The sequence below is a fragment of the Rodentibacter pneumotropicus DSM 21403 genome, assembly GCF_000379905.1.
GTDB classification, from domain to species: domain Bacteria; phylum Pseudomonadota; class Gammaproteobacteria; order Enterobacterales; family Pasteurellaceae; genus Rodentibacter; species Rodentibacter pneumotropicus.
This window is the reverse complement of record NZ_KB904041.1, coordinates 98,759-124,607: the sequence shown is the minus strand read 5'-3', so window position 1 is coordinate 124,607 and position 25,849 is coordinate 98,759. Positions and strand designations below refer to the sequence as shown.

At 40.5% G+C, this 25,849-nt stretch carries 28 protein-coding genes and 1 tRNA gene; 20 read left to right on the top strand and 9 right to left on the bottom strand.

Annotated elements, in window-relative coordinates; translation table 11 throughout:
• Positions 1-4: 4 nt before the first annotated feature.
• The 3 genes from pxpA to pxpB are packed head-to-tail and all read right to left on the bottom strand — an operon-like array spanning position 5 to position 2,323.
• A complete protein-coding gene (pxpA, locus tag A3GE_RS0102100) occupies positions 5-757 on the bottom strand; it encodes a 5-oxoprolinase subunit PxpA (RefSeq protein WP_018355630.1) in 753 nt (250 codons plus the stop codon).
• Positions 744-1,676: a 5-oxoprolinase subunit C family protein gene (locus A3GE_RS0102095; protein ID WP_018355629.1), complete on the bottom strand. Its 933-nt coding sequence runs from the start codon at positions 1,674-1,676 to the stop codon at positions 744-746. The genes pxpA and A3GE_RS0102095 overlap by 14 nt, the downstream gene beginning before the upstream one ends.
• A complete protein-coding gene (pxpB, locus tag A3GE_RS0102090; RefSeq protein ID WP_018355628.1) occupies positions 1,673-2,323 on the bottom strand; it encodes a 5-oxoprolinase subunit PxpB in 651 nt (216 codons plus the stop codon). The genes A3GE_RS0102095 and pxpB overlap by 4 nt, the downstream gene beginning before the upstream one ends.
• A gap of 264 nt (positions 2,324-2,587) precedes the next feature.
• Between pxpB and A3GE_RS0102085 the strand changes: the two genes are divergently transcribed.
• The 7 genes from A3GE_RS0102085 to dapB all read left to right on the top strand — a co-directional run bounded on the left by A3GE_RS0102085 (position 2,588) and on the right by dapB (position 7,077).
• Positions 2,588-3,028: a YcgN family cysteine cluster protein gene (locus tag A3GE_RS0102085; protein WP_026215350.1), complete on the top strand. Its 441-nt coding sequence runs from the start codon at positions 2,588-2,590 to the stop codon at positions 3,026-3,028.
• Positions 3,029-3,148: 120 nt separating this feature from the next.
• Positions 3,149-3,622 (top strand): 6,7-dimethyl-8-ribityllumazine synthase, encoded by a 474-nt coding sequence (gene ribH, locus A3GE_RS0102080; RefSeq protein ID WP_018355626.1) that lies wholly within the window; start codon positions 3,149-3,151, stop codon positions 3,620-3,622.
• A 3-nt stretch (positions 3,623-3,625) separates the two neighbouring features.
• On the top strand, positions 3,626-4,060 hold the full coding sequence (nusB, locus tag A3GE_RS0102075) for a transcription antitermination factor NusB (RefSeq protein WP_018355625.1): 435 nt from the start codon (positions 3,626-3,628) through the stop codon (positions 4,058-4,060).
• Positions 4,061-4,126: 66 nt separating this feature from the next.
• Entirely contained in the window at positions 4,127-5,125 is a 999-nt protein-coding gene (gene thiL / locus A3GE_RS0102070) for a thiamine-phosphate kinase (protein WP_018355624.1), read from the top strand.
• Positions 5,126-5,127: 2 nt separating this feature from the next.
• A complete protein-coding gene (locus A3GE_RS0102065) occupies positions 5,128-5,616 on the top strand; it encodes a phosphatidylglycerophosphatase A family protein (protein ID WP_018355623.1) in 489 nt (162 codons plus the stop codon).
• 3 nt (positions 5,617-5,619) lie between these two features.
• Positions 5,620-6,249, top strand: coding sequence for a homoserine/threonine efflux transporter (locus A3GE_RS0102060; protein WP_018355622.1), 630 nt, complete (start codon positions 5,620-5,622; stop codon positions 6,247-6,249).
• Positions 6,250-6,264: 15 nt separating this feature from the next.
• Complete coding sequence (dapB, locus tag A3GE_RS0102055; RefSeq protein WP_018355621.1) at positions 6,265-7,077, top strand: 4-hydroxy-tetrahydrodipicolinate reductase; 813 nt, start codon at positions 6,265-6,267, stop codon at positions 7,075-7,077.
• Here dapB and yfaE read toward each other — a convergent pair.
• On the bottom strand, positions 7,072-7,320 hold the full coding sequence (gene yfaE / locus A3GE_RS0102050) for a class I ribonucleotide reductase maintenance protein YfaE (protein ID WP_026215349.1): 249 nt from the start codon (positions 7,318-7,320) through the stop codon (positions 7,072-7,074). The two genes, dapB and yfaE, sit on opposite strands and share 6 nt — an antisense overlap.
• 97 nt (positions 7,321-7,417) lie before the next feature.
• Between yfaE and A3GE_RS10940 the strand changes: the two genes are divergently transcribed.
• The gene (locus A3GE_RS10940; protein ID WP_033259633.1) at positions 7,418-8,845 is read left to right on the top strand and encodes a basic amino acid/polyamine antiporter; all 1,428 of its coding nucleotides are present in this window, start codon (positions 7,418-7,420) and stop codon (positions 8,843-8,845) included.
• 8 nt (positions 8,846-8,853) lie between these two features.
• Complete coding sequence (locus tag A3GE_RS0102040) at positions 8,854-9,540, top strand: hypothetical protein (protein WP_018355618.1); 687 nt, start codon at positions 8,854-8,856, stop codon at positions 9,538-9,540.
• Positions 9,541-9,587: 47 nt separating this feature from the next.
• Here the strand turns inward: A3GE_RS0102040 and A3GE_RS0102035 are convergent.
• Positions 9,588-9,677: transfer RNA gene (locus tag A3GE_RS0102035), tRNA-Ser, on the bottom strand.
• Between the two features lie 200 nt (positions 9,678-9,877).
• Here A3GE_RS0102035 and A3GE_RS0102030 point away from each other — a divergent pair.
• On the top strand, positions 9,878-10,543 hold the full coding sequence (locus A3GE_RS0102030; protein WP_018355617.1) for a Bax inhibitor-1/YccA family membrane protein: 666 nt from the start codon (positions 9,878-9,880) through the stop codon (positions 10,541-10,543).
• Between the two features lie 52 nt (positions 10,544-10,595).
• On the opposite strand, the gene A3GE_RS0102025 is transcribed toward A3GE_RS0102030, so the two are convergent.
• Together A3GE_RS0102025 and argR are read right to left on the bottom strand one after the other, a co-directional pair.
• A complete protein-coding gene (locus A3GE_RS0102025; protein WP_018355616.1) occupies positions 10,596-11,492 on the bottom strand; it encodes a TIGR01777 family oxidoreductase in 897 nt (298 codons plus the stop codon).
• Positions 11,492-11,944, bottom strand: a complete 453-nt coding sequence (gene argR / locus A3GE_RS0102020; protein ID WP_018355615.1) for a transcriptional regulator ArgR — start codon at positions 11,942-11,944, stop codon at positions 11,492-11,494. The genes A3GE_RS0102025 and argR overlap by 1 nt, the downstream gene beginning before the upstream one ends.
• Positions 11,945-12,152: 208 nt before the next feature.
• Here argR and mdh point away from each other — a divergent pair, with 208 nt between their 5' ends.
• From mdh to cysB, 9 genes are all read left to right on the top strand, one after another.
• A complete protein-coding gene (gene mdh, locus A3GE_RS0102015; RefSeq protein WP_018355614.1) occupies positions 12,153-13,088 on the top strand; it encodes a malate dehydrogenase in 936 nt (311 codons plus the stop codon).
• 309 nt (positions 13,089-13,397) lie between these two features.
• The gene (locus A3GE_RS0102010) at positions 13,398-13,967 is read left to right on the top strand and encodes a ComEA family DNA-binding protein (protein ID WP_018355613.1); all 570 of its coding nucleotides are present in this window, start codon (positions 13,398-13,400) and stop codon (positions 13,965-13,967) included.
• Between the two features lie 186 nt (positions 13,968-14,153).
• Complete coding sequence (gene sucA / locus A3GE_RS0102005; protein WP_018355612.1) at positions 14,154-16,961, top strand: 2-oxoglutarate dehydrogenase E1 component; 2,808 nt, start codon at positions 14,154-14,156, stop codon at positions 16,959-16,961.
• A gap of 111 nt (positions 16,962-17,072) precedes the next feature.
• The gene (odhB, locus tag A3GE_RS0102000; RefSeq protein ID WP_018355611.1) at positions 17,073-18,302 is read left to right on the top strand and encodes a 2-oxoglutarate dehydrogenase complex dihydrolipoyllysine-residue succinyltransferase; all 1,230 of its coding nucleotides are present in this window, start codon (positions 17,073-17,075) and stop codon (positions 18,300-18,302) included.
• Positions 18,303-18,400: 98 nt separating this feature from the next.
• Positions 18,401-19,567, top strand: coding sequence for an ADP-forming succinate--CoA ligase subunit beta (gene sucC, locus A3GE_RS0101995; protein ID WP_018355610.1), 1,167 nt, complete (start codon positions 18,401-18,403; stop codon positions 19,565-19,567).
• 2 nt (positions 19,568-19,569) lie between these two features.
• Complete coding sequence (gene sucD / locus A3GE_RS0101990; RefSeq protein ID WP_018355609.1) at positions 19,570-20,439, top strand: succinate--CoA ligase subunit alpha; 870 nt, start codon at positions 19,570-19,572, stop codon at positions 20,437-20,439.
• 121 nt (positions 20,440-20,560) lie between these two features.
• Complete coding sequence (locus tag A3GE_RS0101985) at positions 20,561-21,184, top strand: L-threonylcarbamoyladenylate synthase (protein WP_018355608.1); 624 nt, start codon at positions 20,561-20,563, stop codon at positions 21,182-21,184.
• A 40-nt stretch (positions 21,185-21,224) separates the two neighbouring features.
• A complete protein-coding gene (gene rluB / locus A3GE_RS0101980; RefSeq protein WP_018355607.1) occupies positions 21,225-22,247 on the top strand; it encodes a 23S rRNA pseudouridine(2605) synthase RluB in 1,023 nt (340 codons plus the stop codon).
• A 9-nt stretch (positions 22,248-22,256) separates the two neighbouring features.
• Complete coding sequence (gene cysB / locus A3GE_RS0101975) at positions 22,257-23,228, top strand: HTH-type transcriptional regulator CysB (protein WP_018355606.1); 972 nt, start codon at positions 22,257-22,259, stop codon at positions 23,226-23,228.
• 58 nt (positions 23,229-23,286) lie between these two features.
• Here the strand turns inward: cysB and prmB are convergent, their stop codons facing one another.
• Positions 23,287-24,231, bottom strand: coding sequence for a 50S ribosomal protein L3 N(5)-glutamine methyltransferase (gene prmB, locus A3GE_RS0101970; protein ID WP_018355605.1), 945 nt, complete (start codon positions 24,229-24,231; stop codon positions 23,287-23,289).
• Positions 24,232-24,326: 95 nt separating this feature from the next.
• Here prmB and smrB point away from each other — a divergent pair, with 95 nt between their 5' ends.
• Positions 24,327-24,830, top strand: a complete 504-nt coding sequence (smrB, locus tag A3GE_RS0101965; RefSeq protein ID WP_018355604.1) for an endonuclease SmrB — start codon at positions 24,327-24,329, stop codon at positions 24,828-24,830.
• A gap of 99 nt (positions 24,831-24,929) precedes the next feature.
• Here the strand turns inward: smrB and A3GE_RS0101960 are convergent, their stop codons facing one another.
• Positions 24,930-25,823: a LysR family transcriptional regulator gene (locus tag A3GE_RS0101960; protein ID WP_018355603.1), complete on the bottom strand. Its 894-nt coding sequence runs from the start codon at positions 25,821-25,823 to the stop codon at positions 24,930-24,932.
• Positions 25,824-25,849: the final 26 nt, after the last annotated feature.

Here is a 25,849-nt window from a genome sequence, read left to right as displayed (position 1 = left end):
GTCACTAAAATGATGAATATTTTGCAGAAATGGTGATCTGTTCAGCTTGTAATGCGGCACGAATTTTTTTCGCAAATTCAATGGCGTGGTTACCATCACCATGTAAGCAAATACTGTCGGCTTGAATGGGAACATTGATTCCCTCGACAGAAGGAACGCTTCCCTCCAGTACCATCTGTAGCACTTGCGCAACGGCTTCTTGATCATTTTCGACTAACGCATCATCACGGCTGCGCGGTACCAATGACCCATCGGTGAGATAATGCCGATCAGCAAAAACTTCAGAAATGATTTTAACTCCCTCTTCTTGGGCAGTCAGAAGCATTACACTTCCCGATAAACCCATTAGGGCTAAATCAGGATCAAATTTTTTAATGGTTTGTACGATTAAACGAGCGAGGGCAGGATCTTTTGCAGCTTGGTTATATAATGCCCCATGAGGTTTAACGTAACTTAATGCGACATCCTCTGCTTCACATAGGGCTTTAATTGCGCCGAGCTGATAAAGTAAACTGGCTTTGAGTTCTTCATCGATTAAATCCATATTCAGGCGACCGAAATTCTCTCGGTCGGGATAGCCGGGATGGGCACCAACCGTTACGTTATTTTCTTTCGCCCATAAAATGGCTTTACGCATTTCATTGTAATCTCCGGCGTGCAAGCCACAAGCAATATTGGCGGAGCTGATTAATTGCAATAATGCTTCATCGTTAACGCAACCTTCAGCCAAATCAACATTTAAATCAACGCACTTCATTTGCTTTTCTCCTTACGTATGTCAAATAATCTTGATCTCGTTGGTATAATTCTCTCGCTTGTTGATGGCTAACCAGTTCAAAACAAACAGCTTCTCCAAAAGGGATTTGTGCCAATCTACCAATATCTGTTTGAATAATACAGGCGATTTTAGGATACCCCCCTGTTGTTTGCGAATCTGCCATTAATACAATGGGCTGACCATCCGGGGGAACTTGTACTGTGCCGATTGGAACTGCATGAGAGAGCATTTCAAGAGGGGAATTGAGTGTTAATTTTTGAGAGCCGGAAAAGCGATAGCCTATGCGGTTGCTATTTCGTTGCAATGTCCAGCTTTGTTGCCAAAATAATCTTTGGGATTCTGGGCTAAATGCTTCATATTCTGATGATGCAGTGGCATAGATTTTTCTTGTAAAGGGAATAGGTTCAATACCCAATGGGCTCATTTCGGTGTCTCTTCGTCCAGTTGCAAGATGATCACCTGATTTGAGTAAGCGCCCTTGAAATCCTCCAAAGCCTGCTTGTAAGTTAGTGCTACAAGAGCCTAATACTTTCGGCACACTAAATCCTCCGGCAACGCAAAGATAGACATAATTTCCTTGGATAATTCTTTTGATTTTTAAGGTTTGACGTGCTTTTGCCGTATAACGCCAGTAAGGGAAAATAGGGAGTCCATCGAGTTCTGCCTCACATAATGCGCCCGTTAGGCAAAACGGCGTGTTGCAATCAAAGGTTACTGTTAGACTTCCTAAGGCAATTTCAAGTGCGGGCAAATCATTGGCATTTTGCAACAATAAATTTCCTGCTTGTAAGGCAAGACTGTCCATTGCACCGGAATGTCCAATTCCAAGGCTGCGCAAGCCAAAGCGGCCTAAGTCTTGTAGATGAGCAAAGGCTTGAAGGTGTTGAATATAGATCATAAAGTCATCTCCTTCACAACAAAACGGACTTGATCGCCTGCTTTTAGTAAAACAGGCTGGTTTTGATTTACATCAAAAAGTTGAATGTCAGTTTTACCTAATAATTGCCATCCGCCGGGGGAAGTAAACGGATAAATTCCAGTTTGGCTTCCTCCGATTCCGACAGAACCCGCAGGAACTCTTGTTCTTGGTGCATCGCGGCGTGGGGTATGAAGTGATTCTGGCAATCCGCCTAAATAAGGGAAACCGGGTTGGAAGCCCATCATAAAAACCGTGTAAGTAGGGGCAGTGTGACGATGAATAATTTCTTGTGCGGTGGTGTGGTGGAATTTCGCTACATCATATAAATCTTCGCCAAATTCCCCACCGTAATGAACGGGAATCTCAACTAATTTTCCTTGAAAATGCGTTTTCTGTGTTTGAACATTTTCCCAAAGTTGATGTACTTCATTGATAAGTGCTAGGGGATCGGTATGAAGATGATAAAAGAGCGTGAGATTATTCATTCCTACGACACTTTCAACAACGTTTGAGAGATTTTGTGCCAGTTCGGCTAATTGCCAAAGAGACTGCTGTTTTGATAACTCTGCAGGGGGAGGAAGTGAGCAAATCAAGGAATATTCGCTAGTATGATGGATAGTGAGCATATGTTGTCCTTACGTTGCTTTTTTGTTAAAAATTTTTACTCCTATTTTTTTGTCTAGTCAATAAAAAGGCTTATGAAAATGATGGAATATTTTCAAAATTGTGAGCAATATCAAGGTTTTTTACTGTATTTGGTGGGAATAAGGTCGGGATATTTAGGTTTTTAGGGGGATGATGGTAACATTGTTCTATCAAAATCATTGAATATAATAGAATGGTTCTTGATGAATGACGTTAGATTTTTTATGTTTGAAAGTATTAAAATGATGAATTTATCTCCTAATTTTTGGCAAACCAAATCCCTTCTTGAAATGACTGATTCTGAATGGGAGGCGTTGTGTGATAGTTGTGGAAAATGCTGTTATCGCAAGTATATTCAAGGGCGCGGGAAACGGCAGAAACTTTATTACACCCGTATAGCCTGCAATTTGTTGAACCTAGAAACCGGAAAGTGCGGTCATTATGCGGAACGTTTTAGTATTGAAAAGGATTGCACAAAACTCACTAAAAAGAATTTGCCCGATTTTCATTGGTTGCCGGACACCTGTGCTTATCGGCTTCTTTATGAAGGTAAATCCTTGCCTGACTGGCATCCGTTAATTTCAGGTGATGAACAATCGGTGAAAAATGCCGGTATTTTCATTGCTAATGGTGTGCACGAAAATGAAGTGATAGATTGGTTTGAATTTGTCATTGATGAGGAATAAAACTCACAGAAAAATGACCGCACTTACTTTTACACCGCCCCAACATAAATGCTGATAGACGGTAATTTTTATGCTAGAATCTGCCACCGATTTATTAGGACGAATAACATAGGAAAATATATGAAAGTTTTAGAAGGCGTCGTTGCTGCACCTAATGCCAAAGTGGCAGTGGTCATTGCCCGTTTTAATAGTTTTATTAATGAAAGTTTATTAGAAGGTGCGGTAGATACGTTAAAGCGTATCGGTCAAGTAAAAGACGAAAATATTACTCTTGTTCGCGCACCGGGTGCCTATGAGCTTCCACTTGTTGCTCGTCGTTTAACGGAAAGCAAAAAGTTTGATGCGATTGTGGCATTGGGAACGGTTATCCGTGGTGGTACAGCACATTTTGAGTATGTAGCGGGTGAGGCAAGTAGCGGTTTAAGTAAAGTGGCGATGGAATCGGAAATTCCGGTGGCATTTGGTGTCTTAACCACTGAAAATATTGACCAAGCCATTGAACGTGCAGGTACAAAAGCAGGCAATAAGGGATCGGAAGCCGCTTTAACAGCACTTGAAATGATCAATCTCCTTCAACAAATTGATGCGGCATAAATAATGGTAGAACAAAAACAAGTGAAAAAACCATCAGCCCGTCGTCGGGCTCGTGAATGTGCTGTGCAAGCCTTGTATTCTTGGGCTGTTTCCGGCAATTCGGCGGAACAGGTGGAACTCGCCTTTATGCTTGATCAAGATATGAACGGTGTGGATAAACCTTATTTTCGTAAATTATTCAGTCAAGCTGTGGAAAATATGGAAACCGTTGATTTTTCTATTACGCCTTATATTGATCGTGCCTTTGAGGAACTTGATCCTGTCGAAAAAGCTATTTTACGTTTAGCGGTATATGAATTACGTTTTGAGCTTGATGTGCCATATAAAGTGGTGATCAATGAAGCCATTGAAGTGGCAAAAGTGTTCGGTTCGGACGATAGCCATAAATATATTAATGGTGTGTTAGACAAAATTGCCCCTGCATTAGGGCGTAAATAAATTTAGTGTTGTAGAAATGGCGCGCGTGTTTACGCGTGCTTTTTTATTTTTGTGTAAGGATAACCAATGGCAATGGGTGAATTTGATTTAATCAAACGCTATTTTGAGCAGCCACAAATTCAAGGGGATGATTCCGTTTCTTTATCAATTGGTGATGATTGTGCACTAGTTTCTGTACCGGATGATAGCTGGCTTGCCATTACCACCGACAGCATGGTGGAACATACCCATTTTCTGCCTTCCATTTCACCGGAAGATTTGGCTTATAAAGCAGTTGCGACCAATTTAAGTGATTTAGCTTCAATGGGGGCACAATCCAAGTGGATTTCCCTTGCCTTAACCTTACCGAAAGTCGATGAAAGTTGGCTTGAGCGGTTCAGTCAAAGTTTGTTACAAACATTAAAAAACTACAACGTCACATTGATTGGCGGCGATACGACAAAAGGCACGCTATCCGTTACTATTACCGCACAGGGCATTGTGGAGAAAGGAAAAGCATTATGCCGACATCAAGCAAAAGTGGGGGATTTGATTTATGTTTCCGGTACTTTGGGGGATAGTGCCGCCGGTTTGCAACAAATTTTATCGGGCAAACGTGCGGTGGGTTTTGACGAAGAATTTTTACAGCAACGCCATTTTCGCCCAACGCCACGAATCGCCCTTGGACAAGCATTAGTGGATATTGCTCATGCGGCCATTGATCTTTCTGATGGGTTAAATTCCGATCTCGGGCATATTCTTAAACGAAGTCAATGTGCGGCAGAAATTGAGCTTTCCAGCTTGCCGCTTTCCTCGTCCTTATTAAACCTTTATGAGCGCACACAAGCAGAGCAATTTGCGCTAAGCGGTGGGGAAGACTACGAATTATGTTTTACCCTTCCCCCCGAAAATCAAACCATACTTGAGGCACGGCTAAAAAATCTTGATGTGCCTTGCACCTGTATTGGGCGGGTTGTTCCGGCATTTGAGAAGGAAAAGTGCGGTCGGTTTTCCATCCGTTTTTTGCGTGACGGTCAGCCGATGGAATATTCACCAAATATCGGCTTTGATCATTTCAAGGAATAAATATGATAGAAAATAATCCGTTAAAACGAATTTCTTTAAAAAATCCCGTTCATTTGCTTGCCGTGGGCTTGGGCTCGGGGTTACTTCGTCCCGCACCGGGCACTTGGGGCAGTGCCCTTGGTACCCTATTAGGCGTGATTTTACTCGTGCTTTTAGGCACAAAAACTTTCTTAATTTTGACCGCACTTTGTTTTGTTTTAGGCTGTTATTTATGTCAAAAAACAGCAGATGATATGGGCGTGCACGATCATGGTGCGATTGTGTGGGATGAATTTGTCGGCGTATTTATTGTGCTTGCCGCTATTCCGACTTTATCTTTGCTGTGGATCGTAACGGCATTTGTGCTTTTTCGCTTTTTTGATATTCTCAAACCTTTCCCGATCCGATTTTTTGATAAAAAATTAGAAAGCGGTTTTGGTATTATGGTGGACGATGTATTGGCAGCGATTTATGCGGTAGTGGTGATTTTCTTGATTCAGATCTGGAGATAAAGCGTGCTAAATTTATTAATCGTTCATTTATTTGGTTTAATGACACCGGGGCCGGATTTCTTTTATGTGAGCCGAATGGCGGCAAGTAATTCTCGTCGAAACACGGTTTATGGCATTATTGGTATTACATTGGGCGTGGCATTTTGGGCGGCGGTTTCAATGCTCGGACTGACGGTACTATTTGCCACCATGCCGGCATTGCACGGTGTGATAATGATATTGGGCGGGAGCTATTTGGCGTATCTCGGTTTTTTATTGGTTCGCAGCAAACAAAATGCCGAATTTAAACCGCTTTTAGCCGAGGAGTTAAACCAACAAACCAATGCGAAAAAAGAAATTTTAAAAGGTTTGTTGGTTAATTTATCCAATGCCAAAGCCGTGGTTTATTTTTCCAGTGTGATGTCTTTTGTGTTAGCCAAAATGACGGAAATATGGGAAATGGGTGTGGCATTCGGTTTAATTGTATTAGTGACATTTTTTTACTTTTACCTGATTTCTTTTATTTTTTCGCGTAGTATTGCGAAACAGTTTTATAGCCGATATAGCCGTTATATTGATAATATGGCAGGCGTGGTATTTTTGTTCTTTGGTGGCGTGTTAATTTACAGCGGCATCATGGAAATGATTCATTAAAAGAAGGAAGTAACTATGACATTGAAAATTGCGATTGTCGGTGCCGGTGGAAGAATGGGGCGTCAATTAATTCAAGCGGTTCATTCTACGGAAGGCGTTGAATTGGGGGCGGCTTTTGAACGCAAAGGTTCATCATTAGTGGGAGCGGATGCTGGGGAACTTGCGGGGATTGGGAATCTTGGGGTTACAGTATCTGAGGATCTAGTCGTTCAAAAAGACAAGTTTGATTTATTGATCGATTTCACTCGTCCGGAAGGTACGCTTGAACACATCGCATTTTGTGTAGCAAATAATAAAAAAATGGTGATTGGTACAACAGGATTTGATGACGCAGGTAAAGCTGCCATTCAATCTGCCGCTGAAAAAATCGCCATTGTTTTTGCCTCTAATTTCAGTGTTGGAGTGAATTTGGTGTTCAAACTTTTGGAAAAAGCTGCCAAAGTGATGGGGGATTATTGCGATATTGAAATTATTGAAGCACACCATCGCCATAAAGTGGATGCTCCTTCAGGCACAGCGCTCTCAATGGGAGAACATATTGCGAAAACCTTAGGACGTGATTTGAAAACCCATGGTGTATTTTGCCGTGAAGGCATTACAGGCGAACGTAAACCGGATGAAATCGGTTTTTCCACAATCCGAGCCTCTGATGTGGTGGGCGAGCATACCGTATGGTTTGCGGACATTGGCGAGCGGGTGGAAATTTCCCACAAAGCCTCAAGCCGAATGACCTTTGCAAACGGTGCAGTGCGGGCAGGAAAATGGTTGGAAAATAAGCCCTATGGTTTATTTGATATGACGGATGTATTGGATTTGAATAATTTATAATTCCAATTCAAGATCTGTTTCCACACGACAACAACATAATAAAATTTCATTAGGCTGAACAAAGGCAAGGGGCGTTTCCGGATAGGACACCTTGCCTTTTTTGATCTTCACCCGACACGAACCGCAATAACCGTTACGACATTGGTATTCGTGGTGAATATTATGGCGTTCGAGATGGTCGAGTAGGCTCGTTTCATTATTGAAATCAAGAGTGGTTTGGCTACGAATTAAGTGGATTTTCATATTTTGCATATAATATTTGATTTGTTGCATAATTATATAGGAAAAAGCGAAAACTCTGTTAAAATTCACCGCTCTTTTTGGTTGTAATGTGGTGTGTATGTCCAATAAACAAATAGGATTGTTTGCGTTAACTGCACTGGTACTCAGTTCCATGATTGGTTCGGGGATTTTTAGTTTACCGCAAAATATGGCTGAAGTAGCCGGTGCGAAGGCGTTATTGATAGGTTGGTCGATCACCGGTGTTGGGATTATTTTTCTAGGTCTGTCTTTTTTCTTTTTATCCCGTCTTCGCCCTGATCTCAATGGCGGAGTCTATACTTATGCTAAAGAGGGATTTGGCGGGTTAGTCGGCTTTTTTTCCGCTTGGGGATATTGGCTTTGTTCCGGCATCGGCAGTGTGAGCTATCTCGTTGTGGCTTTTGAAGGCATCGGCACTTTTGTGGATATGCAAGAGCAGATCATTTTTGGCACGGGCAGCACCCTCTATTCTATTTTGGGTGCTTCACTTGTGGTTTGGCTCGTGCATTGGCTTATTGCCCGTGGTGTCAGAGAAGCGGCATTTGTGAATATGCTGGCAACGGTCGTTAAAGTTTTTCCATTAATTTTATTCATTATTTTAGCCGCACTTTATTTCTCACCAACACAGTTTTTTACTGATTTTAACGGTGAAAGTGTGATGAATCAAAATCAATCGGTGGATTTGATCACACAAGTGAAAAATACGATGTTGATAACTCTTTGGGTCTTTGTTGGAGTGGAAGGTGCGTCAATTTTATCAGGACATGCAAGGAGACAGCGTGATATTGGTACGGCAACTGTGCTCGGCATTGGTATTACCTTGGTACTTTATGTGGCGATTACCGTATTGGCACTTGGCGTGCTGCCACGTGAAACCATTAGCACCATGTCAAATCCCTCTATGGCGCCGATTTTAGAATCAATGATTGGAAAGACGGGGAAAATTATCATTACTTTCTGTTTAATTGTTTCTGTGCTCGGTTCATATATCAGCTGGACAATGTACTGTACCGAAGTGCCTTATCGAGGTGTAGAGAGTGGGGCATTTCCACGTATGTTGAGTAAACTCAATAAAAATAACACGCCCATTAATTCCCTTTGGTTTACCAATATTGTCATTCAGCTTTGTTTAATTTTGGTGCTATTTACCAGTCAAAGTTACACAAAATTAATTTCTCTTGCCACTTCGATGATTTTGGTTCCTTACATTCTTATTGGTGCGTATTTATTTAAATTAGCCCTACAAAGCAAGGCAAAATGGTATATTCAACTTACCGGTTTAATGGCAACCCTTTATGGGTTGTGGATTGTTTATGCTGCCGGTATGGATTATTTGTTTTTATCCGTTGTGTTATATGTTCCCGGGGTAACGGTTTACTTATATTCCCAATATCAGCAAAAAGGCAAGTTTGATCTGAGTAAAAAAGAATGGGCGTTATTAATAATATTAATAGGTGTATTTTTAATAGCGTGTTGGGAGCTGTCTCAAGGTTTGCTTTCCATTTAGGGGGAATCGTGAAATTTTCTGTAAAAATTGTTGTGATATTTACCGCACTTTGCTGTGCAGCTTGTACCTCTGTGAGCAGAGATCCAGTGAAATCCATTGATATTTATGTAAAACCTTATTATTCCGCAGAAAAAGGTAAGACGAAAAATGTATTTGTACATAAGCAGCTTGATCCGATGTTGCGGGAAAATAGCATAAACGGGTATCAAAGTGCGGTTAAATTTGTGCAAGAAAATCCGGCACGTATTTCGCCTATGACAATGTTTACTTTGGCGGCCCGTGCTTATGATTTTGGATTACGTGATGAGGCGGTGAAATGGTTTTATCGTGGACAAAATCGTTTAATTACCGCACTGTATGTATTGAATTTGCCAAAGGCGACAGTGGCGGAAAATACCGGATTTAGTCAAGTAATAGGGCAGTTTGTGAATCCTTATGCTTTTTGTGATTTAAATAAACAACGTCAATTAGCAGAAGATGCCGTAAACTGGGTAATCTCTCATCCCTATGAGATCGTTTTTATGAAAGAATTACCCGCTAAATTTCAAGATCGTAAAATTGCCTTAAAAGAAGCAGAAGAAAAATTGAAGGTTCGTTTAAAAGCACAGGATGAATTTTTTGCTGATCCACAAAATAAAGCGAATTGGCAACAAGAGCGGTTAGAAAATCATGTAAATGAAAGGTTCTGTTGGTAAAAACAAAAATCCCTTAGTTTTTTTACTAAGGGATTTCTTTAATTCGATGGCGGAGGAAGTGAGATTCGAACTCACGGAGGGCGTAAACCCTCGCCGGTTTTCAAGACCGGTGCCTTCAACCACTCGACCATTCCTCCGTACTTGACGGTGCGTAGTATAATTCAAAATTTTCCGATGTAAATAAAAAACGAGTGAAATCTATTTAGCCGATGTTTATTTATTCATTTTGTTTTCTTTTTAGCCAAAATGGGAAATAATTTTTGCTCAGCCATTGACTTTTTATATACGCGCCCTTACTTTACGGTTTGATGCTAACTAACGTTATTAAGGAGCTTTTATGCAATCACGCATTATTGTTGACTCAAGAAATGAATCCTTATTAAGCACCCATAAAGTGCTTCGTAATACTTATTTCTTGCTTGGTCTAACAATGGCATTTTCGGCAGTGGTCGCCTATATTTCTATGGCGATGAATTTGCCTTATCCAAATATTATTGTTTTACTTGTAGGCTTTTACGGCTTACTTTTCATTACACACCGTTTAGCTGATCGCCCGGCGGGTATTTTGGCGGCATTTGCCTTTACCGGTTTTATGGGTTACACCATTGGACCGATTCTCAATATGTATGTGGCAAATGGTATGGAAGATTTAATCATGTTGGCATTTGCCGGCACCGCGATTGTTTTCTTTGCCTGTTCGGCTTATGTATTGACGACGAAAAAAGATATGTCATTTCTTGCAACCGCAATGTTTGCTCTTTTCATTGTGCTTTTACTCGGTATGGTTGCAAGTTTCTTCTTCCAAATGTCGGCATTAGCCATTGCGATTAGTGCATTATTTGTTGTGTTTTCCACAATGACAATTTTGTATGAAACCAGCAATATTATTCATGGCGGCGAAACAAATTATATTCGTGCCACAGTGAGTATTTATGTAGCAATTTATAACTTGTTCTTAAGTTTATTAAGATTGCTTTCAATTTTCTCAAGTAGTAACGACTAAATTTGAAGAAAATAAAACGCACCTTGGTGATCATCAAGGTGCGTTTTTTATGTCATTTCTGTGGGAAAAGTGCGGTCAAATATTGGGTTAAATTTTCGTATAGAAAAGAGAAACCCGCTTCAATAAGTCGTTTTGGAAAAACATATTGGCTTTCTAATAACATATTGGCGCGCTCACCCAAGGCAAGTTTTAAAGCAAATTTGGGTGCAGGGAAAAGCGCACAGCGTTTTAATGCTTGGGATAATTGCTGGTTAAATGCTTGATTGGTAATCGGTTGAGGTGAAACGAAATTATAAATACCCTGACATTCAGTATGAGAAAGTAAAAATAAAATTCCGCTTACCATATCTTCCAAGGCAATCCACGACCAATATTGTTTTCCCGAGCCTAATGGGCCGGCTACATTCCAATAATATAACGGGAGCATTTTTTCTAACGCCCCGCCATCTAGCGAAAACACCATACCGGTGCGAAGAATACAAACCTTTGTTTTGGCTTGTAATGCTATGCTTTCCCAAGTGTGGCAAAGTTTTGCTGTGAAAGTATGAGGATCGATCGGGCTTGTTTCAGTGAGAACTTGAGCGGGTTGATCACCATAAATGCCGGTTGCCGAACCGGAAATTAAGCGTGGAGGATTTACACCTGCGTTAATCAATGAGACTAATTGCTTTGTCAGGTTTATCCTACTATCAAACAGTTTTGTTTTTTGTGAGGTTGTCCAGCGTTTAGCAAAAATAGGTTCACCGGCAAGATTTATTACTACATCAAACTCATCTAAATTGTTAAGAGTGGAAAGTGCGGTCAAAAACTTCAATGTTTTCTGAGGGAAAATGGAACGTGCCTTTTCTTCATTGCGAGTAAAAAGTGTAATTTTATGCTGATCTTGTAGAAGGGAGGAGATTAATTTTTTCCCAATCAAGCCTGTCCCACCGGTGATAAAAATATTCATTAAAGTGAGTTTTCAAATAAATTTTTAATGTGTTCAATAAGGGTTGAAATTGAGGTTGTACGTGTTGGTGACACGAAAATTGTATCATCGCCTGCAATCGTCCCAAGAATCCCCTCTGATTTACCAATGGAATCTAACAGACGAGCGATTAATTGTGCTGCGCCCGGAGTTGTTTTAATCACGATTAAAAATTCATTATGATCAATATCTAATACGAGATTTCGTAATGGGCTACTGGTGGCAGGCACACTTAATTCATTTGGTAAGCAATAGACCATTTCCATTTTGGTATTACGCGTACGCACTGCGCCAAACTTGCTTAGCATCCGTGAAACTTTTGATTGATTTATGCTCGGAAAACCTTGATTTTTTAATGCTTCAACAATCTCGCTTTGAGAGGAGAAATGTTCTTGACTCAGCAATTCTTTAAATGCTTTTATTAAATTATCCATCTTGTTTATTGTATAGTGGAATTAATTTGCATAAGCGTTGCATAAAAATTCAAAATATGCAACTAAAATGAAAATTTGAGTAAAAAAAGTAACAAGTTTTATCAAGAAATTTGAGCTAGATCTCATTATTGGATTTCTGTATTTGTAATTTATCAGTTTACCTTTTAAAATTTATGGAGTTAGTTAATCTACTTAATAAGGAGTACACATGAAAGTTGCAGTATTAGGCGCAGCCGGCGGTATCGGCCAGGCATTAGCATTATTATTAAAATTACAATTACCGGCAGGAACAGAACTGTCTCTCTATGACATTGCGCCGATCACACCCGGTGTGGCTGCTGATGTAAGCCATATTCCAACCGCAGTAAAAGTAAAAGGATTTTCCGGTGAAGACCCAAGCCCTGCACTTGAGGGGGCAGATGTAGTATTAATTTCTGCGGGTGTAGCACGTAAACCGGGTATGGATCGTGCTGATCTTTTCAATATTAATGCAGGTATTGTCCGTAGTTTAATTGAAAAAGTTGCAGCGGTTTGTCCAAAAGCTTGCGTAGGTATCATTACCAATCCGGTAAATACTACAGTGGCAATTGCGGCAGAAGTATTGAAAAAAGCCGGTGTTTATGACAAACGCAAATTATTCGGCATAACAACCTTAGATGTTCTTCGTTCAGAAACCTTTGTAGCAGAATTGAAAAACTTAAATGTTTCTCGTACGACAGTGCCTGTTATTGGGGGGCATTCCGGTGTTACTATTCTTCCATTACTTTCTCAAGTTCCTTATGCAGAATTTACGACTGAAGAAATCGCACCATTAACAAAACGCATCCAAAATGCTGGTACCGAAGTTGTCGAAGCTAAAGCCGGTGGTGGATCAGCAACACTTTCTATGGCACAAGCTGCAGCTCGTTTTGCTCGTTCTTTAATAAAAGGTCTAAAAGGTGAAACGGTTGTTGAATGCACTTATGTGGAAGGCGATGGAAAATATGCCCGTTTCTTTGCTCAGCCTGTTCGTTTAGGAAAAGAAGGTGTGGAAGAAATCCTGCCAATCGGTTTATTAAGTGAATTTGAACAAAATGCACTGGAAGCGATGTTACCAACATTGCGTGCTGATATTGAATTAGGCGAAAAATTTATTACCGGTTAATTCTAAATCTTTGGAGAAAAGGCGTCTAAATAATAGACGCTTTTTTTATAAAAAACAAAAAAATTAAGAAAAACCGTGACTTAGTTCACAAATTTGAAAACAGGTATTTGCATAACTATCTTGATAAGAGTAACCTAGCCTCACTAAAAACAAGTGCTATCCTAAATAGCCGACATCTATTTTGCTTTCCGAGTAGTGCCTCTTTTGAGGCACTTTTTTTATTATAAATACAATAGAATTGAACTAATTTTCTAAATGAGAATCTTACGTATCGTCCCTTGACAAAATCATTATTTATAGGAGTTTTTTATGAAATCTTTAAAATCTTTATTAACTTTGACCGCACTTACTATGGCTGTTTCCGGGGCGGCATTTGCAAATGAAAGTACGGTGACTACTTTTAAAAAAGAAGCCGTAACCAATGTAAATTCAATGATTCAAAATCAAAAAGAAAATGTTATCGCAGATAAAAATAGTCTGAAAGAAAAGGTAGTTACGACAAAAGAAAAATCTAAAGATGCAGTGAAGTCTGCAAAAGAAGCGACAAAAGAAAAAATGGATATAGCGAAAGAAAAAGCTAAATCAATGAAATCATCAGAGACTTCATCAATAAAAGATAAAGCCTCTGAGAAATTTAATTCAGCGAAAGAGCAGGTTAAAACAGAAAAAGAAAAAATTGCCTCAAGAGCCAAAGTAAATATTAATAAAGCGGATGCTGAAACCTTACAAAAACTTTCCGGCATTGGTGAGAAAAAGGCGCAAGCGATCGTTGATTATCGTAATAAGATGGGCAAAATCAAAAATGTGGCGGAATTATCAAAAATTGATGGTTTAGGGGAGACAACCATTGAAAAAATTGCACCTTATCTAACTTTCTAAAAACAAGGTCAATATCGACTGCTCTTTCTAAAGCCCGGCAAATTTGTCGGGCTTTTTGTTTTAAGTTAAAAATATTGTTGAGCTAGATCACAAATTTGCAACAAACTTGTAAATGAGGCATTTTTCTAATTCAATCCTATGTATAATGGGCAGCGAACTTAATAGATCATATTATTTGAGGTGAATATGCAACCAAATAAGGCTTTTGATGAATGGTTGGCAACAACCGCATTCGGTGGCGCAAACCAAGCCTATATCGAAGAATTATATGAACGTTATTTAGACGATCCGAATTCTATTGATAATAGCTGGAAAACCACCTTTGATTCTTTACCGAAATCAACTGCTGTTGAGCAACCGCATTCGCCGGTGCGTGATTATTTTCGCCGTTTAGCTCGGGAAAATAACTCGGAAACCGTCACTGTTATTGATCCGGAAGCAAGTGCAAAATTAGTGAAAATATTACAGTTCATTAACGCCTACCGGTTCCGAGGTCATTTGGAGGCGAAACTTGATCCTCTGAACTATTATCGTTGGAAGGTTTCCAGTGTGCCGGAGCTAGATTACCGTTATCACGGCTTTACCGAACAAGATCTCAATGAAACCTTCAATATTAACCACTATGTTTATCAACGCGATACCATTACACTTGCCGATTTAAATAATATGCTTAAAGAAACCTATTGTGGTTCTATCGGTTTAGAATTTATGCACGTGCAGGATATGGAACAAAAAATGTGGCTTCAAAATAAATTGGAAGGCCGCTTAAATCAACCGCTCTTTACCCATGAAGAAAAAAAGAATTTTCTTAATGAATTAACCGCTGCTGATGGATTGGAACGTTATCTTGGTGCGAAATTTCCAGGGGCAAAACGTTTCTCTTTAGAGGGAAGTGATGCTTTTATCCCGTTAATGAAAGAAATTATTCGCCACGCCAGCAAACAAGGTGTGAAAGATGTAATGATGGGGATGGCACACCGAGGGCGTTTAAATATGCTGGTGAATGTGCTGGGTAAAAAACCGAAGGATCTCTTTGATGAGTTTGCAGGTAAACATTCGGGCGACCGTACCGGTGACGTTAAATACCATCAGGGATTTTCATCCGATTTTGCTGTCGGTGAAAAGCATGTTCATTTAACTCTCGCTTTCAACCCGTCTCATTTAGAAATTGTTAGCCCTGTGGTGATAGGCGCTGTACGTTCACGCCAAACTAAGAAAAATGATGCAGAACGTTCACAAGTGTTAGCCGTGACGGTGCATGGTGATTCAGCGGTAGCGGGGCAAGGTGTTGTACAAGAAACCTTAAATATGTCGAATGCCCGTGGTTATACGGTAGGTGGCACTATTCGCATCGTGATCAATAACCAAATCGGTTTTACCACATCTAATCCAAATGACACTCGTTCCACAGAATATTGCACTGATATTGCAAAAATGATCCAAGCGCCGATAATTCACGTCAATGGTGATGATCCGGAAGCTGTTGCTTTTGTTGCCCGTATGGCAGTGGAATATCGCAGTTTATTCAAACGGGATATTTTCATTGATTTGATTTCTTATCGTCGTCATGGACATAATGAAGCCGACGAACCTTTGGCTACACAACCAATGATGTACAGCATCATTAAGAAACATCCGACACCACGTGAGGTCTATGCTGCTCGTTTAGTAAAAGAAGGTGTGATTACTGAAGAACAAGTCATTGAAATGATGAATTTATATCGTGACAGTCTAGATAATGGCGAACGTGTAGTGGCAGAATGGCGTGAAATGGATACGGCGAAAATGGATTGGTTGCAATATCTTAATTATGACTGGACATCGCCTTATGAAAGTAAATTCCCGCAAGATCGTTTTATCACGCTGGCAAAACGTGTATGTGAATATCCGGAAAGTTTACGTGCACACCCGCGTGTTGAAAAAATTTATAATGATCGCAAAGCCATGTATCAGGGCGAAAAATTGCTTGACTGGGGAATGGCTGAAACTATGGCATATGCAACTTTACTTGATGAGGGGGTAAACGTTCGCTTATCAGGAGAAGATGCGGGAAGGGGGACGTTCTTCCATCGTCACGCTGTAGTACATAACCAAAATGATGGAACAGGCTATGTACCGCTCACACATTTGCATGCCAACCAGGGGCGTTTTGAAGTGTGGGATTCGGTGCTATCTGAAGAATCAGTACTTGCTTTTGAATATGGTTATGCAACCACCGATCCGAAAACCCTAACGATTTGGGAAGCGCAATTTGGTGATTTTGCTAATGGTGCACAAATCGTGATTGATCAATTTATCAGTTCGGGAGAACAAAAATGGAACAGAATGTGCGGTTTGGTGATGTTGTTACCGCATGGGTATGAAGGTCAAGGACCGGAACATTCTTCCGCTCGTTTAGAACGTTATCTGCAACTTTGTGCAGAGCAAAATATGCAGGTTTGTATCCCTTCTACACCGGCACAGGTTTATCATATGTTACGTCGTCAAGCTTTGCGTAAAATGCGTCGTCCGTTAATTGGGATTTCACCAAAATCTTTATTGCGCCACCCGTTAGCCGTATCAAGTTTAGATGAACTTGTTAATGGTTCATTCCAAACGGTAATTGGTGAAATGGACGAACTAGATCCGAAAGGGGTTAAACGTATTGTGATGTGTTCAGGAAAAGTCTATTACGATTTGCTGGAACAGCGTCGAGCCAATAATCAAACTGATGTAGCAATTATCCGAATCGAACAACTTTATCCTTATCCGCATGAAGATATGAAAAAAGCCCTTGAACCTTATGCCCATGTAAAAGATTATGTATGGTGTCAAGAAGAACCCCTTAATCAGGGGGCGTGGTATAGCTGCAAACATAATTTTGAAAGTTCCATTCCTGAGGATATTAAACTGAAATATGCAGGGCGTCCGGCTTCGGCTTCACCGGCTGTTGGATATATGTCATTACATGTTAAACAGCAAAAACAATTGGTTGAAGAGGCATTGACATTGTAAAGTGCGGTGCAAAATTTGCATGTTTTCATGAGTGGAATAATCCACTAATAAGAGTAACCAAAATGGTGGGCTAAAACCCACATGAGAAAAAATAGTAAAGGAAAAACGACCATGACAATCGAAGTTCTTGTTCCAGATTTACCCGAATCCGTTGCGGATGCCACCGTGGCAACATGGCATAAAAAAGTAGGGGATGCAGTAAAACGTGACGAAGTGTTAGTTGAAATCGAAACGGATAAAGTCGTGTTAGAAGTACCGGCTCAGTCCGATGGTGTGATTACAGAAATTTTAGAAACCGAAGGGGCAACCGTAGTCAGCAAGCAATTGCTCGGTAAACTTTCCAAAGCTCAAGCGGGCGATATTAGTAAGGCAACGCTCAATGAATCAAATGAGCCGACACCGGCAGATCGCCATCATTCAGCTATTGAAAATAGTCATCATAATGCCGATGATCATGGGCCTGCAATCAGACGGTTGTTAGCAGAACATGAGCTTGATGCTGCTCAAATTCAAGGTTCCGGTGTGGGTGGTCGATTAACCCGTGAAGATATTGAACGTGAAATCGCAAAAAGAGATGCACAAAAAGCAAAACAGCAAGTTGCAACAGAGCAAAACACTATTAGCACTGTGGCATATCAGTCCCGTTCCGAAAAACGTGTGCCAATGACTCGTTTACGTAAACGTATTGCGGAACGTTTACTTGAAGCCAAAAACAGCACGGCAATGCTCACCACATTTAATGAAGTAGATATGCAACCGATAATGGGTCTGCGTAAAGCTTATGGTGAAAAATTTGAAAAACAACATGGCGTGCGTCTAGGTTTTATGTCGTTCTATATTAAAGCTGTAGTTGAAGCGTTGAAACGTTATCCTGAAGTCAATGCTTCCATTGATGGTGATGATATTGTTTACCATAATTACTTTGATGTCAGTATCGCTGTTTCTACTCCTCGTGGCTTGGTTACGCCGGTATTACGCGACTGCGATAAACTGAGTATGGCAGAAATTGAAAAACAAATTAAAGCATTGGCGGAAAAGGGTCGCGATGGCAAATTGACAGTGGAAGATTTAACCGGTGGTAATTTCACTATTACTAATGGCGGTGTATTCGGCTCACTCATGTCCACTCCAATCATTAACCCGCCACAAAGTGCGATTCTTGGTATGCATGCCATTAAAGAACGTCCAATTGCATTGAATGGAGAAGTTGTCATTCGACCAATGATGTATTTGGCATTGTCTTATGATCACCGTTTAATTGACGGTAGAGAATCCGTTGGCTTCCTTGTCGCTATTAAAGAATTATTGGAAGATCCAACAAGATTATTATTGGAAATTTAGAAAAGAAGTGCGGTGAATTTTGATCGCACTTTTATTTTTCTATGAAAAGGCAACACGTTACACTATCTTATAAATAACGAGAAAATGCAGGTAACCCTATGAATTTACATGAATATCAAGCAAAACAGCTTTTTAAAGAATATGACTTACCGATAAGTGAAGGGATTATTTGTCATTCTGCTGATGAGGCAGCTATGGCTCTTTTCCAACTTAACGGTGATCGTTGGATCGCAAAATGCCAAGTCCATGCGGGAGGGCGTGGTAAAGCCGGAGGAGTAAAACTGGTAAATAATGCGGAAGAAGTACGGGCTTTTGCTCATAAGTGGTTGGGAAATCGTTTGGTCACTTTCCAAACCGATAAGCAAGGTCAGCCGGTAAATAGCATCTATATTGAAGAAACTTGTGATATTGAGCAAGAACTTTATCTTGGCGCAGTAATCGATCGTTCATCACAGCAAATTATCTTTATGGCATCTTCTGCCGGAGGTATGAATATAGAAGATGTCGCACGGGAAACCCCTCATTTAATTCATAAGGTTGAGATTGATCCATTGTTTGGCGGTATGCCGTACCAGGGGAGAGAATTGGCGTTTAAGTTAGGTTTAAATGGGGAGCAAAATAAACAGTTTACCCACGCATTTGTACAATTAGCAAAATTATTTGTTGAAAAAGATCTTTCTCTTTTGGAAGTCAATCCGCTTGTGATTACATCACAAGGAAATTTAGTTTGCTTGGATGCCAAAATGTCTATTGATGATAATGCTCTGTTTCGTCATAAAGATTTGCTTGCTCTGCGAGATTTAAGCCAAAGTGATTTACGTGAAGCAGAAGCAGAAAAGCACCAATTAAATTATGTGGCACTGGAAGGCAATATTGGTTGTATGGTAAATGGCGCGGGGCTTGCCATGGGAACAATGGATATTGTTAAACTTTACGGTGGTGAGCCGGCCAATTTCCTTGATGTCGGAGGCGGTGCGACAAAAGAACGTGTTACTGAAGCCTTCAAAATTATTTTGACCGATAAAGGAGTCAAAGCCATTTTGGTCAATATTTTCGGAGGGATTGTTCGTTGTGATTTAATTGCCGAAGGTGTTATTGCCGCTATCCGTGAAGTCGGGATCAAGGTTCCGGTTGTAGTGCGTTTAGAAGGCACAAACGTTGAATTAGGGCGTAGAATTTTATCGGAAAGCGGGGTAAATTTAATTGCCGCCAACAGTTTGCAAGAAGCCGCACAAGCAGTGGTGAATGCAGCGAAAGGAGAATAATTATGTCGATATTAATTAATAAAGAGACCAAAGTCATCTGCCAAGGTTTTACCGGTGCACAGGGAACATTTCATTCCGAACAAGCGATTGCCTATGGTACAAAATTAGTGGGGGGCATTTCTCCAAATAAAGGGGGAACGACACATTTAGGTTTACCGGTATTTAATACCGTACGCGAGGCAGTTAATGCTACCGGTGCGACAGCCACGATGATTTATGTTCCCGCTCCATTTTGTAAAGATGCGATTTTAGAAGCCATTGACGCAGGAATTCAACTTATCGTATGTATCACCGAAGGTATCCCTACACTTGATATGCTGACTGTAAAGCAAAAATTAAATGAAACCGGTGTAGTCATGATTGGTCCTAACTGCCCGGGAGTGATTACACCCGATGAATGTAAAATTGGTATTATGCCGGGAAATATTCATAAAAAAGGGAAAATCGGCATTGTTTCCCGTTCCGGTACACTGACTTATGAAGCCGTAAAACAAACTACTGATGAAGGGTTTGGGCAATCCACTTGTGTAGGGATCGGTGGCGATCCGATTCCGGGTTCAAGTTTCATTGATATTTTAAAACGTTTTCAAGATGATCCCGAAACTGAAGCTATCGTGATGATTGGAGAAATAGGCGGTTCCGCAGAGGAAGAGGCTGCCGCTTATATTAAAGCTCATATCACCAAACCAATGGTTGGCTATATTGCTGGCGTCACCGCGCCAAAAGGCAAGCGCATGGGACACGCCGGGGCAATTATCAGTGGCGGTAAGGGGACGGCAGAGGATAAAATTGCTGCCCTTGAAGCTGCAGGGGTAAAAACAGTAAGAAGCTTAGCGGATATTGGTTCGGCATTGAGAACATTGCTAAAATAAAAACGCATTGAGAAATGACCGCACTTTGATAATGTATTCAAAGTGCGGTTTTTTATAACAAGTTTTTATAACGTAATGATTAAAAGGTGTATAATCTCAGCCTTATTCTAAGGAAAAAATTATGAGCCAGTTTTTTTATATTCATCCTGAAAACCCACAAGTGCGTTTAATCAATCAAGCGGTAGAAATTTTGCGTAAAGGTGGCGTGATCGTGTACCCCACAGATTCTGGTTATGCCTTAGGTTGTATGCTCGGGGATAAATATGCGATGGATCGTATTATCTCGATTCGTAAATTGCCGGAGGGGCATAATTTTACCTTGGTGTGTCGTGATTTATCCGAACTTTCTAATTATGCAACGGTGAGCAATATTGCTTACCGCTTAATCAAGAATAATACACCGGGGCGTTACACCTTCATTTTGACAGCGACGAAAGAATTACCACGTCGCTTAATGACATCAAAACGTAAAACCATTGGCTTACGGGTGCCGGATAATCAAATCGCTTTAGATTTACTAAGCGCATTGGGAGAACCAATTCTTTCTTGCTCGCTTATGTTACCGGGGGAAGAGCATATCACACAATCTGATCCTGAAGAGATTCGGGAGCGTTTAGAACACCAAGTGGATTTAATTATTCATGGTGGATATTTGGGACAAGATCCTACAACCGTAGTGGATTTAACGGAAGACACACCGGTTATTTTACGTGAAGGAAGCGGTTCTGCAGAGCCATTTATTTAATTTATACAAAGACGCTTGTGAAAGCGACAAAGGAAACAAAATGAAAACCAATCAATCAAGAAAAAACACCTATAAACATAGTGAAAAACAGCGCGAAAACCGACCGCACTTTGAGCGCGAAGAAGCCCAAAGTGCGGTTATTTTGGGACGAGAATTTCCCACGAAAGGAAAAGCTTCCCCCAAAAAAATACAGCCGAAAGTTGAAGGGGAAAAATTACAGAAAGTTTTAGCGCGAGCAGGGCAAGGATCACGCCGTGAAATTGAAGCCATGATTGCGGAAAATCGGGTAAGTGTAGATGGAAAAATGGCAACACTGGGTGATCGCATTGATGTCCATTCCGGTGTAAAAGTGCGTATTGACGGTCGCATTATTAATCTCCAACAAGCACAAAAAGAAATCTGTCGTGTGTTGATGTATTACAAACCGGAAGGTGAACTTTGCACCCGTAGCGATCCGGAAGGGCGTGCAACCGTATTTGATCGTTTACCACGCTTGAATGGTGCCCGTTGGATTGCGGTGGGGCGCTTGGATATTAATACTTCCGGTTTATTATTATTTACCACAGACGGCGAGTTGGCAAACCGTCTCATGCACCCTAGCCGTGAAGTGGAGCGTGAATATTCCGTACGCGTATTCGGGCAAGTGGACGATGCCATGTTGGCACGTTTACGCAAAGGTGTTCAGCTTGAAGACGGGCCGGCAAATTTTAAGGAAATTAAATTTACAGGCGGTGTAGGGATGAATCAATGGTATGACGTCACTTTAACGGAAGGGCGAAATCGCGAAGTACGCCGTTTATGGGAATCTCAAGGAATCCAAGTCAGCCGTTTGATTCGTATCCGTTACGGAAATATTAAATTAATGAAAGGTTTGCCACGGGGCGGATGGGAAGAAATGGCGCTTGAGAACGTGAACTATCTGCGTGAATTAGTGGGATTACCGCCGGAGACGGAAAGCAAACTTGATGTGACAAAGTCTCGCCGCCGACCAAAATCCGGACAAATTCGTAAAGCAGTGAAACGTTACACTGAATTAGGAAAACGCTATAAAAATAAAAAATAGGTATCTGCGATGAAAATGCAACAACTTCGCTATATTGTGGAAATAGTGAATCAAAATTTAAATGTGACGGATGCGGCAAATGCACTTTATACGTCACAACCGGGCATCAGCAAACAAGTGCGCTTGTTGGAAGATGAATTAGGTTTAGAAATTTTTGAGCGAAATGGAAAACATATAAAATCCGTTACTCCGGCTGGGAAAAAAATTATTTCCATAGCTCGGGAATTGTTGGTAAAAGCGGAAAGTATTAAATCTGTCGCCAATGAATATACCCGTCCGGATCATGGTGTGTTGCGTATTGCGACCACAAACACGCAAGCACGCTATATGTTACCTTCGGTCGTTGAACGCTTTTCTAAACAATATCCCGATGTAAGTTTACATATTCATCAAGGCTCACCGACACAAATTCATGATGCCCTAATGTCCGGTGAAGTGGATTTGGCGATTACCACTGAGGCTCCCTATTTGTTTGACGATCTCATTCAATTACCTTGTTACTTATGGAATCGCTCGGCTATCGTGAAATTGGATCATCCTTTGGCAAAAGTAAAAAATTTAACGATTGAAGAACTCGGGAAATACCCACTTGTCACCTATACTTTTGGTTTTACAGGGGTATCGGATTTGGATTACGCCTTTAATGCTGCCGGAATTTTGCCTAATATTGTTTTTACCGCTACCGATGCAGATGTGATAAAAACCTATGTACGTTTAGGGTTGGGAGTAGGGATTATGGCAAGTATGGCACATACCGAGCTTGATAATGATCTTGTTGCTATTGATGCCAGTCATTTATTCCGTTCCAGTATGACACAAATCGCTTTTAAACAAAGCACGTTTCTACGTAACTATATGTATGATTTTATCGAATATTTCTCACCACATCTGACACGCCCAATGGTGGAAAAAGCCGAGCAGCTACGTGATAATAATGCCGTGAAAAAATTGTTTGATAATGTGGAATTGGAAGTAAAGTAGCCACTTTCGGAAAGAAAGAGCGGTTGAAATTCAAAGAGAATTTTGACCGCTCTTTAAGTTAAAACAAATCTTGGTATTTCACCAATTCTTCCCGAGTGATGGCAAATACTCCTAAACCACCATTTTTAAGCTCAACCCATTTGAATGGCACATCAGGATATTGTTCAATTAGGCTTACCATGCTATTTCCCACCTCACAAATCAATACACCGTTTTCCGTTAAATAATCAGGCGCTTGTTTTAGAATTTGTTTGGTAATGTCCAAACCGTCTTTACCTGAGCCCAAGGCTAGCTCAGGTTCAAAATGAAATTCTTCCGGCATATCGGCAAGATCTTCTTCATCTACATAAGGCGGATTTGTCACAATAAGATCGTATTTTTGACCAAGAATATTCTCAAATAAATTTGATTGAATCGGGAAAACACGGTGTTCCATTTGATGACGACCAATATTGATTTCTGCAACATTGAGGGCATCAAAGGATAAATCCACTGCATCCACTTCTGCATCTGGGAAAGCATAAGCACAGGCAATCGCAATACAAGCACTGCCGGTACAAAGATCAAGAATGTGTTGTGGTGTTTGTTCCACCAATCCGTCAAAGCGATCCTGAATGAGTGAGCTAATTGGCGAACGTGGAATAATTGTGCGTTCATCCACATAAAATTCATGACCGCAAAACCACGCACTATTTGTTAGATAAGCAACGGGAACACGTTGTTCGATACGGGTTAAAACCAATTGAATGAGGCTTTCTTTTTCTGACGGGGTTAAGCGGCTATGGAATAATTCAGTGGGGAGATCAATGGGCAATTGTAAACCGGCAAGCACCAGTTGAAGGCTTTCATCCCAAGCATTATCATAGCCCTGCCCATAGTAAATATCGGAACGGTTAAAAATGCTATACGTCCAACGGAGAAAATCTTGAATGGTATGAAGTTCATGGGCAACGTTATCTTCTAAAATTGTTGCCACTAATTCTTGGTTATATGTGGTTTCCATCATATTTTCCTTGTGAAAAAATTTGCGTAGTTATACCACATAAGGCGGTTTATAACTATGATATGATACGTAAAATTTGAAATGAGTGAGAAAAAATGCAAGACGAATTTGAGTTATTCCGTGCTGAAATGAAAGGTATTAAGCCAATTAAACAAGATACTTTTGTAGCCCCACGTCAAAAGAGCGGTCAAAAAAAGTCTAATTTGCGTGATATTCGTGAAAAAGAGGATACCTTATTTTATTTTTCCGATGAATATGAACCGTTACTCAATGAAAATGACGGGATCGTAAAATACCTTCGTGAGAGTGAGGATTCTCATTTGTTGAAACAATTACGCCGAGGGGATTTTTCTCCCGAATTCTTTTTGGATTTGCACGGTTTAACGCGTGAACAGGCAAAAATGGAACTCGCCGCTTTACTGCTTGCTTGCGAAAATGAGCGTGTGAATTGTGCCAGTATTATGACCGGTTATGGGACTTTCACCTTGAAAAAGCAAATTCCACGCTGGTTTGTTCAACATCCAAAAGTACGCGCGTTACATCAAGCTCCGAGAGAATGGGGTGGCGAAGCGGCAATTTTGATTTTGGTTGATGTTTGATGAATCCCTATGAGAAAAGAATACTATTTTAAATAGTGTCAAAAGTGCGGTTGATTTTGAATTATTTTTTGATGAAAACTAACCGCACTTAATTTCAAATCAAATCTCTGAACATAGCCCTAAACTAGCCAAAAAATCAATAAAGGCCCGTACTTTTGCCGGTAAGTGTCGGCGGTTTGGGTACACTATGTGAATTTCCAATTCTTGCTGTTTGTATTCCGGTAAAATTTCCACTAATTCGCCGCTTTCAAAGGCATCAGCTAGAATAAAACGGGGTAAATTCACAATTCCAAGTCCTGCCTTTGCCATATCCAATAGTGCTAGTCCGTTATTGCTCACAACTTTCGATTTAATTTTAAAACGTTGTGTTTGATTTGGTCGTGCACCTTGCCAATTCACTTGATTTAATGTGCTTTTATAAAGTAATCCTTCATGGTGTTCTAAGTCATTAGGGGTTGCAGGCATTCCATATCGCTCAAGATACCGGGGAGATGCGGCAAAGTGAATAGTAGATGTACTGATTTTACGTGCCACTAAAGAACTATCTTGCATATAGCCAATACGTAAAGCAAGGTCATAACCCTCTGCAAGTAAATCTATTTTTTTATCATTAAATTCCACTTCAACGTGTAAATTCGGGTGTGCGGCAATAAACATAGGGAGATTAGAGGAGATGAATAATAGCCCAAAATCTCGAGGTACGGAAATAAGCAAATTACCTTGTAAACTCGTTGTCATATTGCTAATACTTGCATCCGCTTCATCCAAATCCTGTAAGATCCCTTGGCAACGTTGGTAATACATTATACCTGCTTCAGTGGGCATAATTTTTCTTGTGGTACGTTGTAACAAACGGGTTTTGAGATGTTCTTCCAGCTGAGAAACCAATTTACTTGCCATCGCGACGGAAATATTTTGTTGCGTTGCCGCTTGTGTAAAACTTTGCGTTTCGACAACCTTACAAAAAATAGAAATCGCATTGAGTTTGTCCATTTATATCCCTTTTTTCAAAAAAAACT

Coding starts and splice junctions, on each gene's coding strand:
- prmB (WP_018355605.1), bottom strand. CDS start 24,231: ATGGAAACCACATATAACCAAGAATTAGTGGCAACAATTTTAGAAGAT.
- A3GE_RS0102085 (WP_026215350.1), top strand. CDS start 2,588: ATGAATTTATCTCCTAATTTTTGGCAAACCAAATCCCTTCTTGAAATG.
- dapB (WP_018355621.1), top strand. CDS start 6,265: ATGACATTGAAAATTGCGATTGTCGGTGCCGGTGGAAGAATGGGGCGT.
- sucC (WP_018355610.1), top strand. CDS start 18,401: ATGAATTTACATGAATATCAAGCAAAACAGCTTTTTAAAGAATATGAC.
- A3GE_RS10940 (WP_033259633.1), top strand. CDS start 7,418: ATGTCCAATAAACAAATAGGATTGTTTGCGTTAACTGCACTGGTACTC.
- ribH (WP_018355626.1), top strand. CDS start 3,149: ATGAAAGTTTTAGAAGGCGTCGTTGCTGCACCTAATGCCAAAGTGGCA.
- odhB (WP_018355611.1), top strand. CDS start 17,073: ATGACAATCGAAGTTCTTGTTCCAGATTTACCCGAATCCGTTGCGGAT.
- yfaE (WP_026215349.1), bottom strand. CDS start 7,320: ATGAAAATCCACTTAATTCGTAGCCAAACCACTCTTGATTTCAATAAT.
- sucD (WP_018355609.1), top strand. CDS start 19,570: ATGTCGATATTAATTAATAAAGAGACCAAAGTCATCTGCCAAGGTTTT.
- smrB (WP_018355604.1), top strand. CDS start 24,327: ATGCAAGACGAATTTGAGTTATTCCGTGCTGAAATGAAAGGTATTAAG.
- A3GE_RS0102030 (WP_018355617.1), top strand. CDS start 9,878: ATGCAATCACGCATTATTGTTGACTCAAGAAATGAATCCTTATTAAGC.
- A3GE_RS0101960 (WP_018355603.1), bottom strand. CDS start 25,823: ATGGACAAACTCAATGCGATTTCTATTTTTTGTAAGGTTGTCGAAACG.
- A3GE_RS0102065 (WP_018355623.1), top strand. CDS start 5,128: ATGATAGAAAATAATCCGTTAAAACGAATTTCTTTAAAAAATCCCGTT.
- mdh (WP_018355614.1), top strand. CDS start 12,153: ATGAAAGTTGCAGTATTAGGCGCAGCCGGCGGTATCGGCCAGGCATTA.
- A3GE_RS0102025 (WP_018355616.1), bottom strand. CDS start 11,492: ATGAATATTTTTATCACCGGTGGGACAGGCTTGATTGGGAAAAAATTA.
- cysB (WP_018355606.1), top strand. CDS start 22,257: ATGAAAATGCAACAACTTCGCTATATTGTGGAAATAGTGAATCAAAAT.
- A3GE_RS0102010 (WP_018355613.1), top strand. CDS start 13,398: ATGAAATCTTTAAAATCTTTATTAACTTTGACCGCACTTACTATGGCT.
- thiL (WP_018355624.1), top strand. CDS start 4,127: ATGGCAATGGGTGAATTTGATTTAATCAAACGCTATTTTGAGCAGCCA.
- rluB (WP_018355607.1), top strand. CDS start 21,225: ATGAAAACCAATCAATCAAGAAAAAACACCTATAAACATAGTGAAAAA.
- sucA (WP_018355612.1), top strand. CDS start 14,154: ATGCAACCAAATAAGGCTTTTGATGAATGGTTGGCAACAACCGCATTC.
- pxpB (WP_018355628.1), bottom strand. CDS start 2,323: ATGCTCACTATCCATCATACTAGCGAATATTCCTTGATTTGCTCACTT.
- A3GE_RS0101985 (WP_018355608.1), top strand. CDS start 20,561: ATGAGCCAGTTTTTTTATATTCATCCTGAAAACCCACAAGTGCGTTTA.
- nusB (WP_018355625.1), top strand. CDS start 3,626: ATGGTAGAACAAAAACAAGTGAAAAAACCATCAGCCCGTCGTCGGGCT.
- argR (WP_018355615.1), bottom strand. CDS start 11,944: ATGGATAATTTAATAAAAGCATTTAAAGAATTGCTGAGTCAAGAACAT.
- A3GE_RS0102095 (WP_018355629.1), bottom strand. CDS start 1,676: ATGATCTATATTCAACACCTTCAAGCCTTTGCTCATCTACAAGACTTA.
- pxpA (WP_018355630.1), bottom strand. CDS start 757: ATGAAGTGCGTTGATTTAAATGTTGATTTGGCTGAAGGTTGCGTTAAC.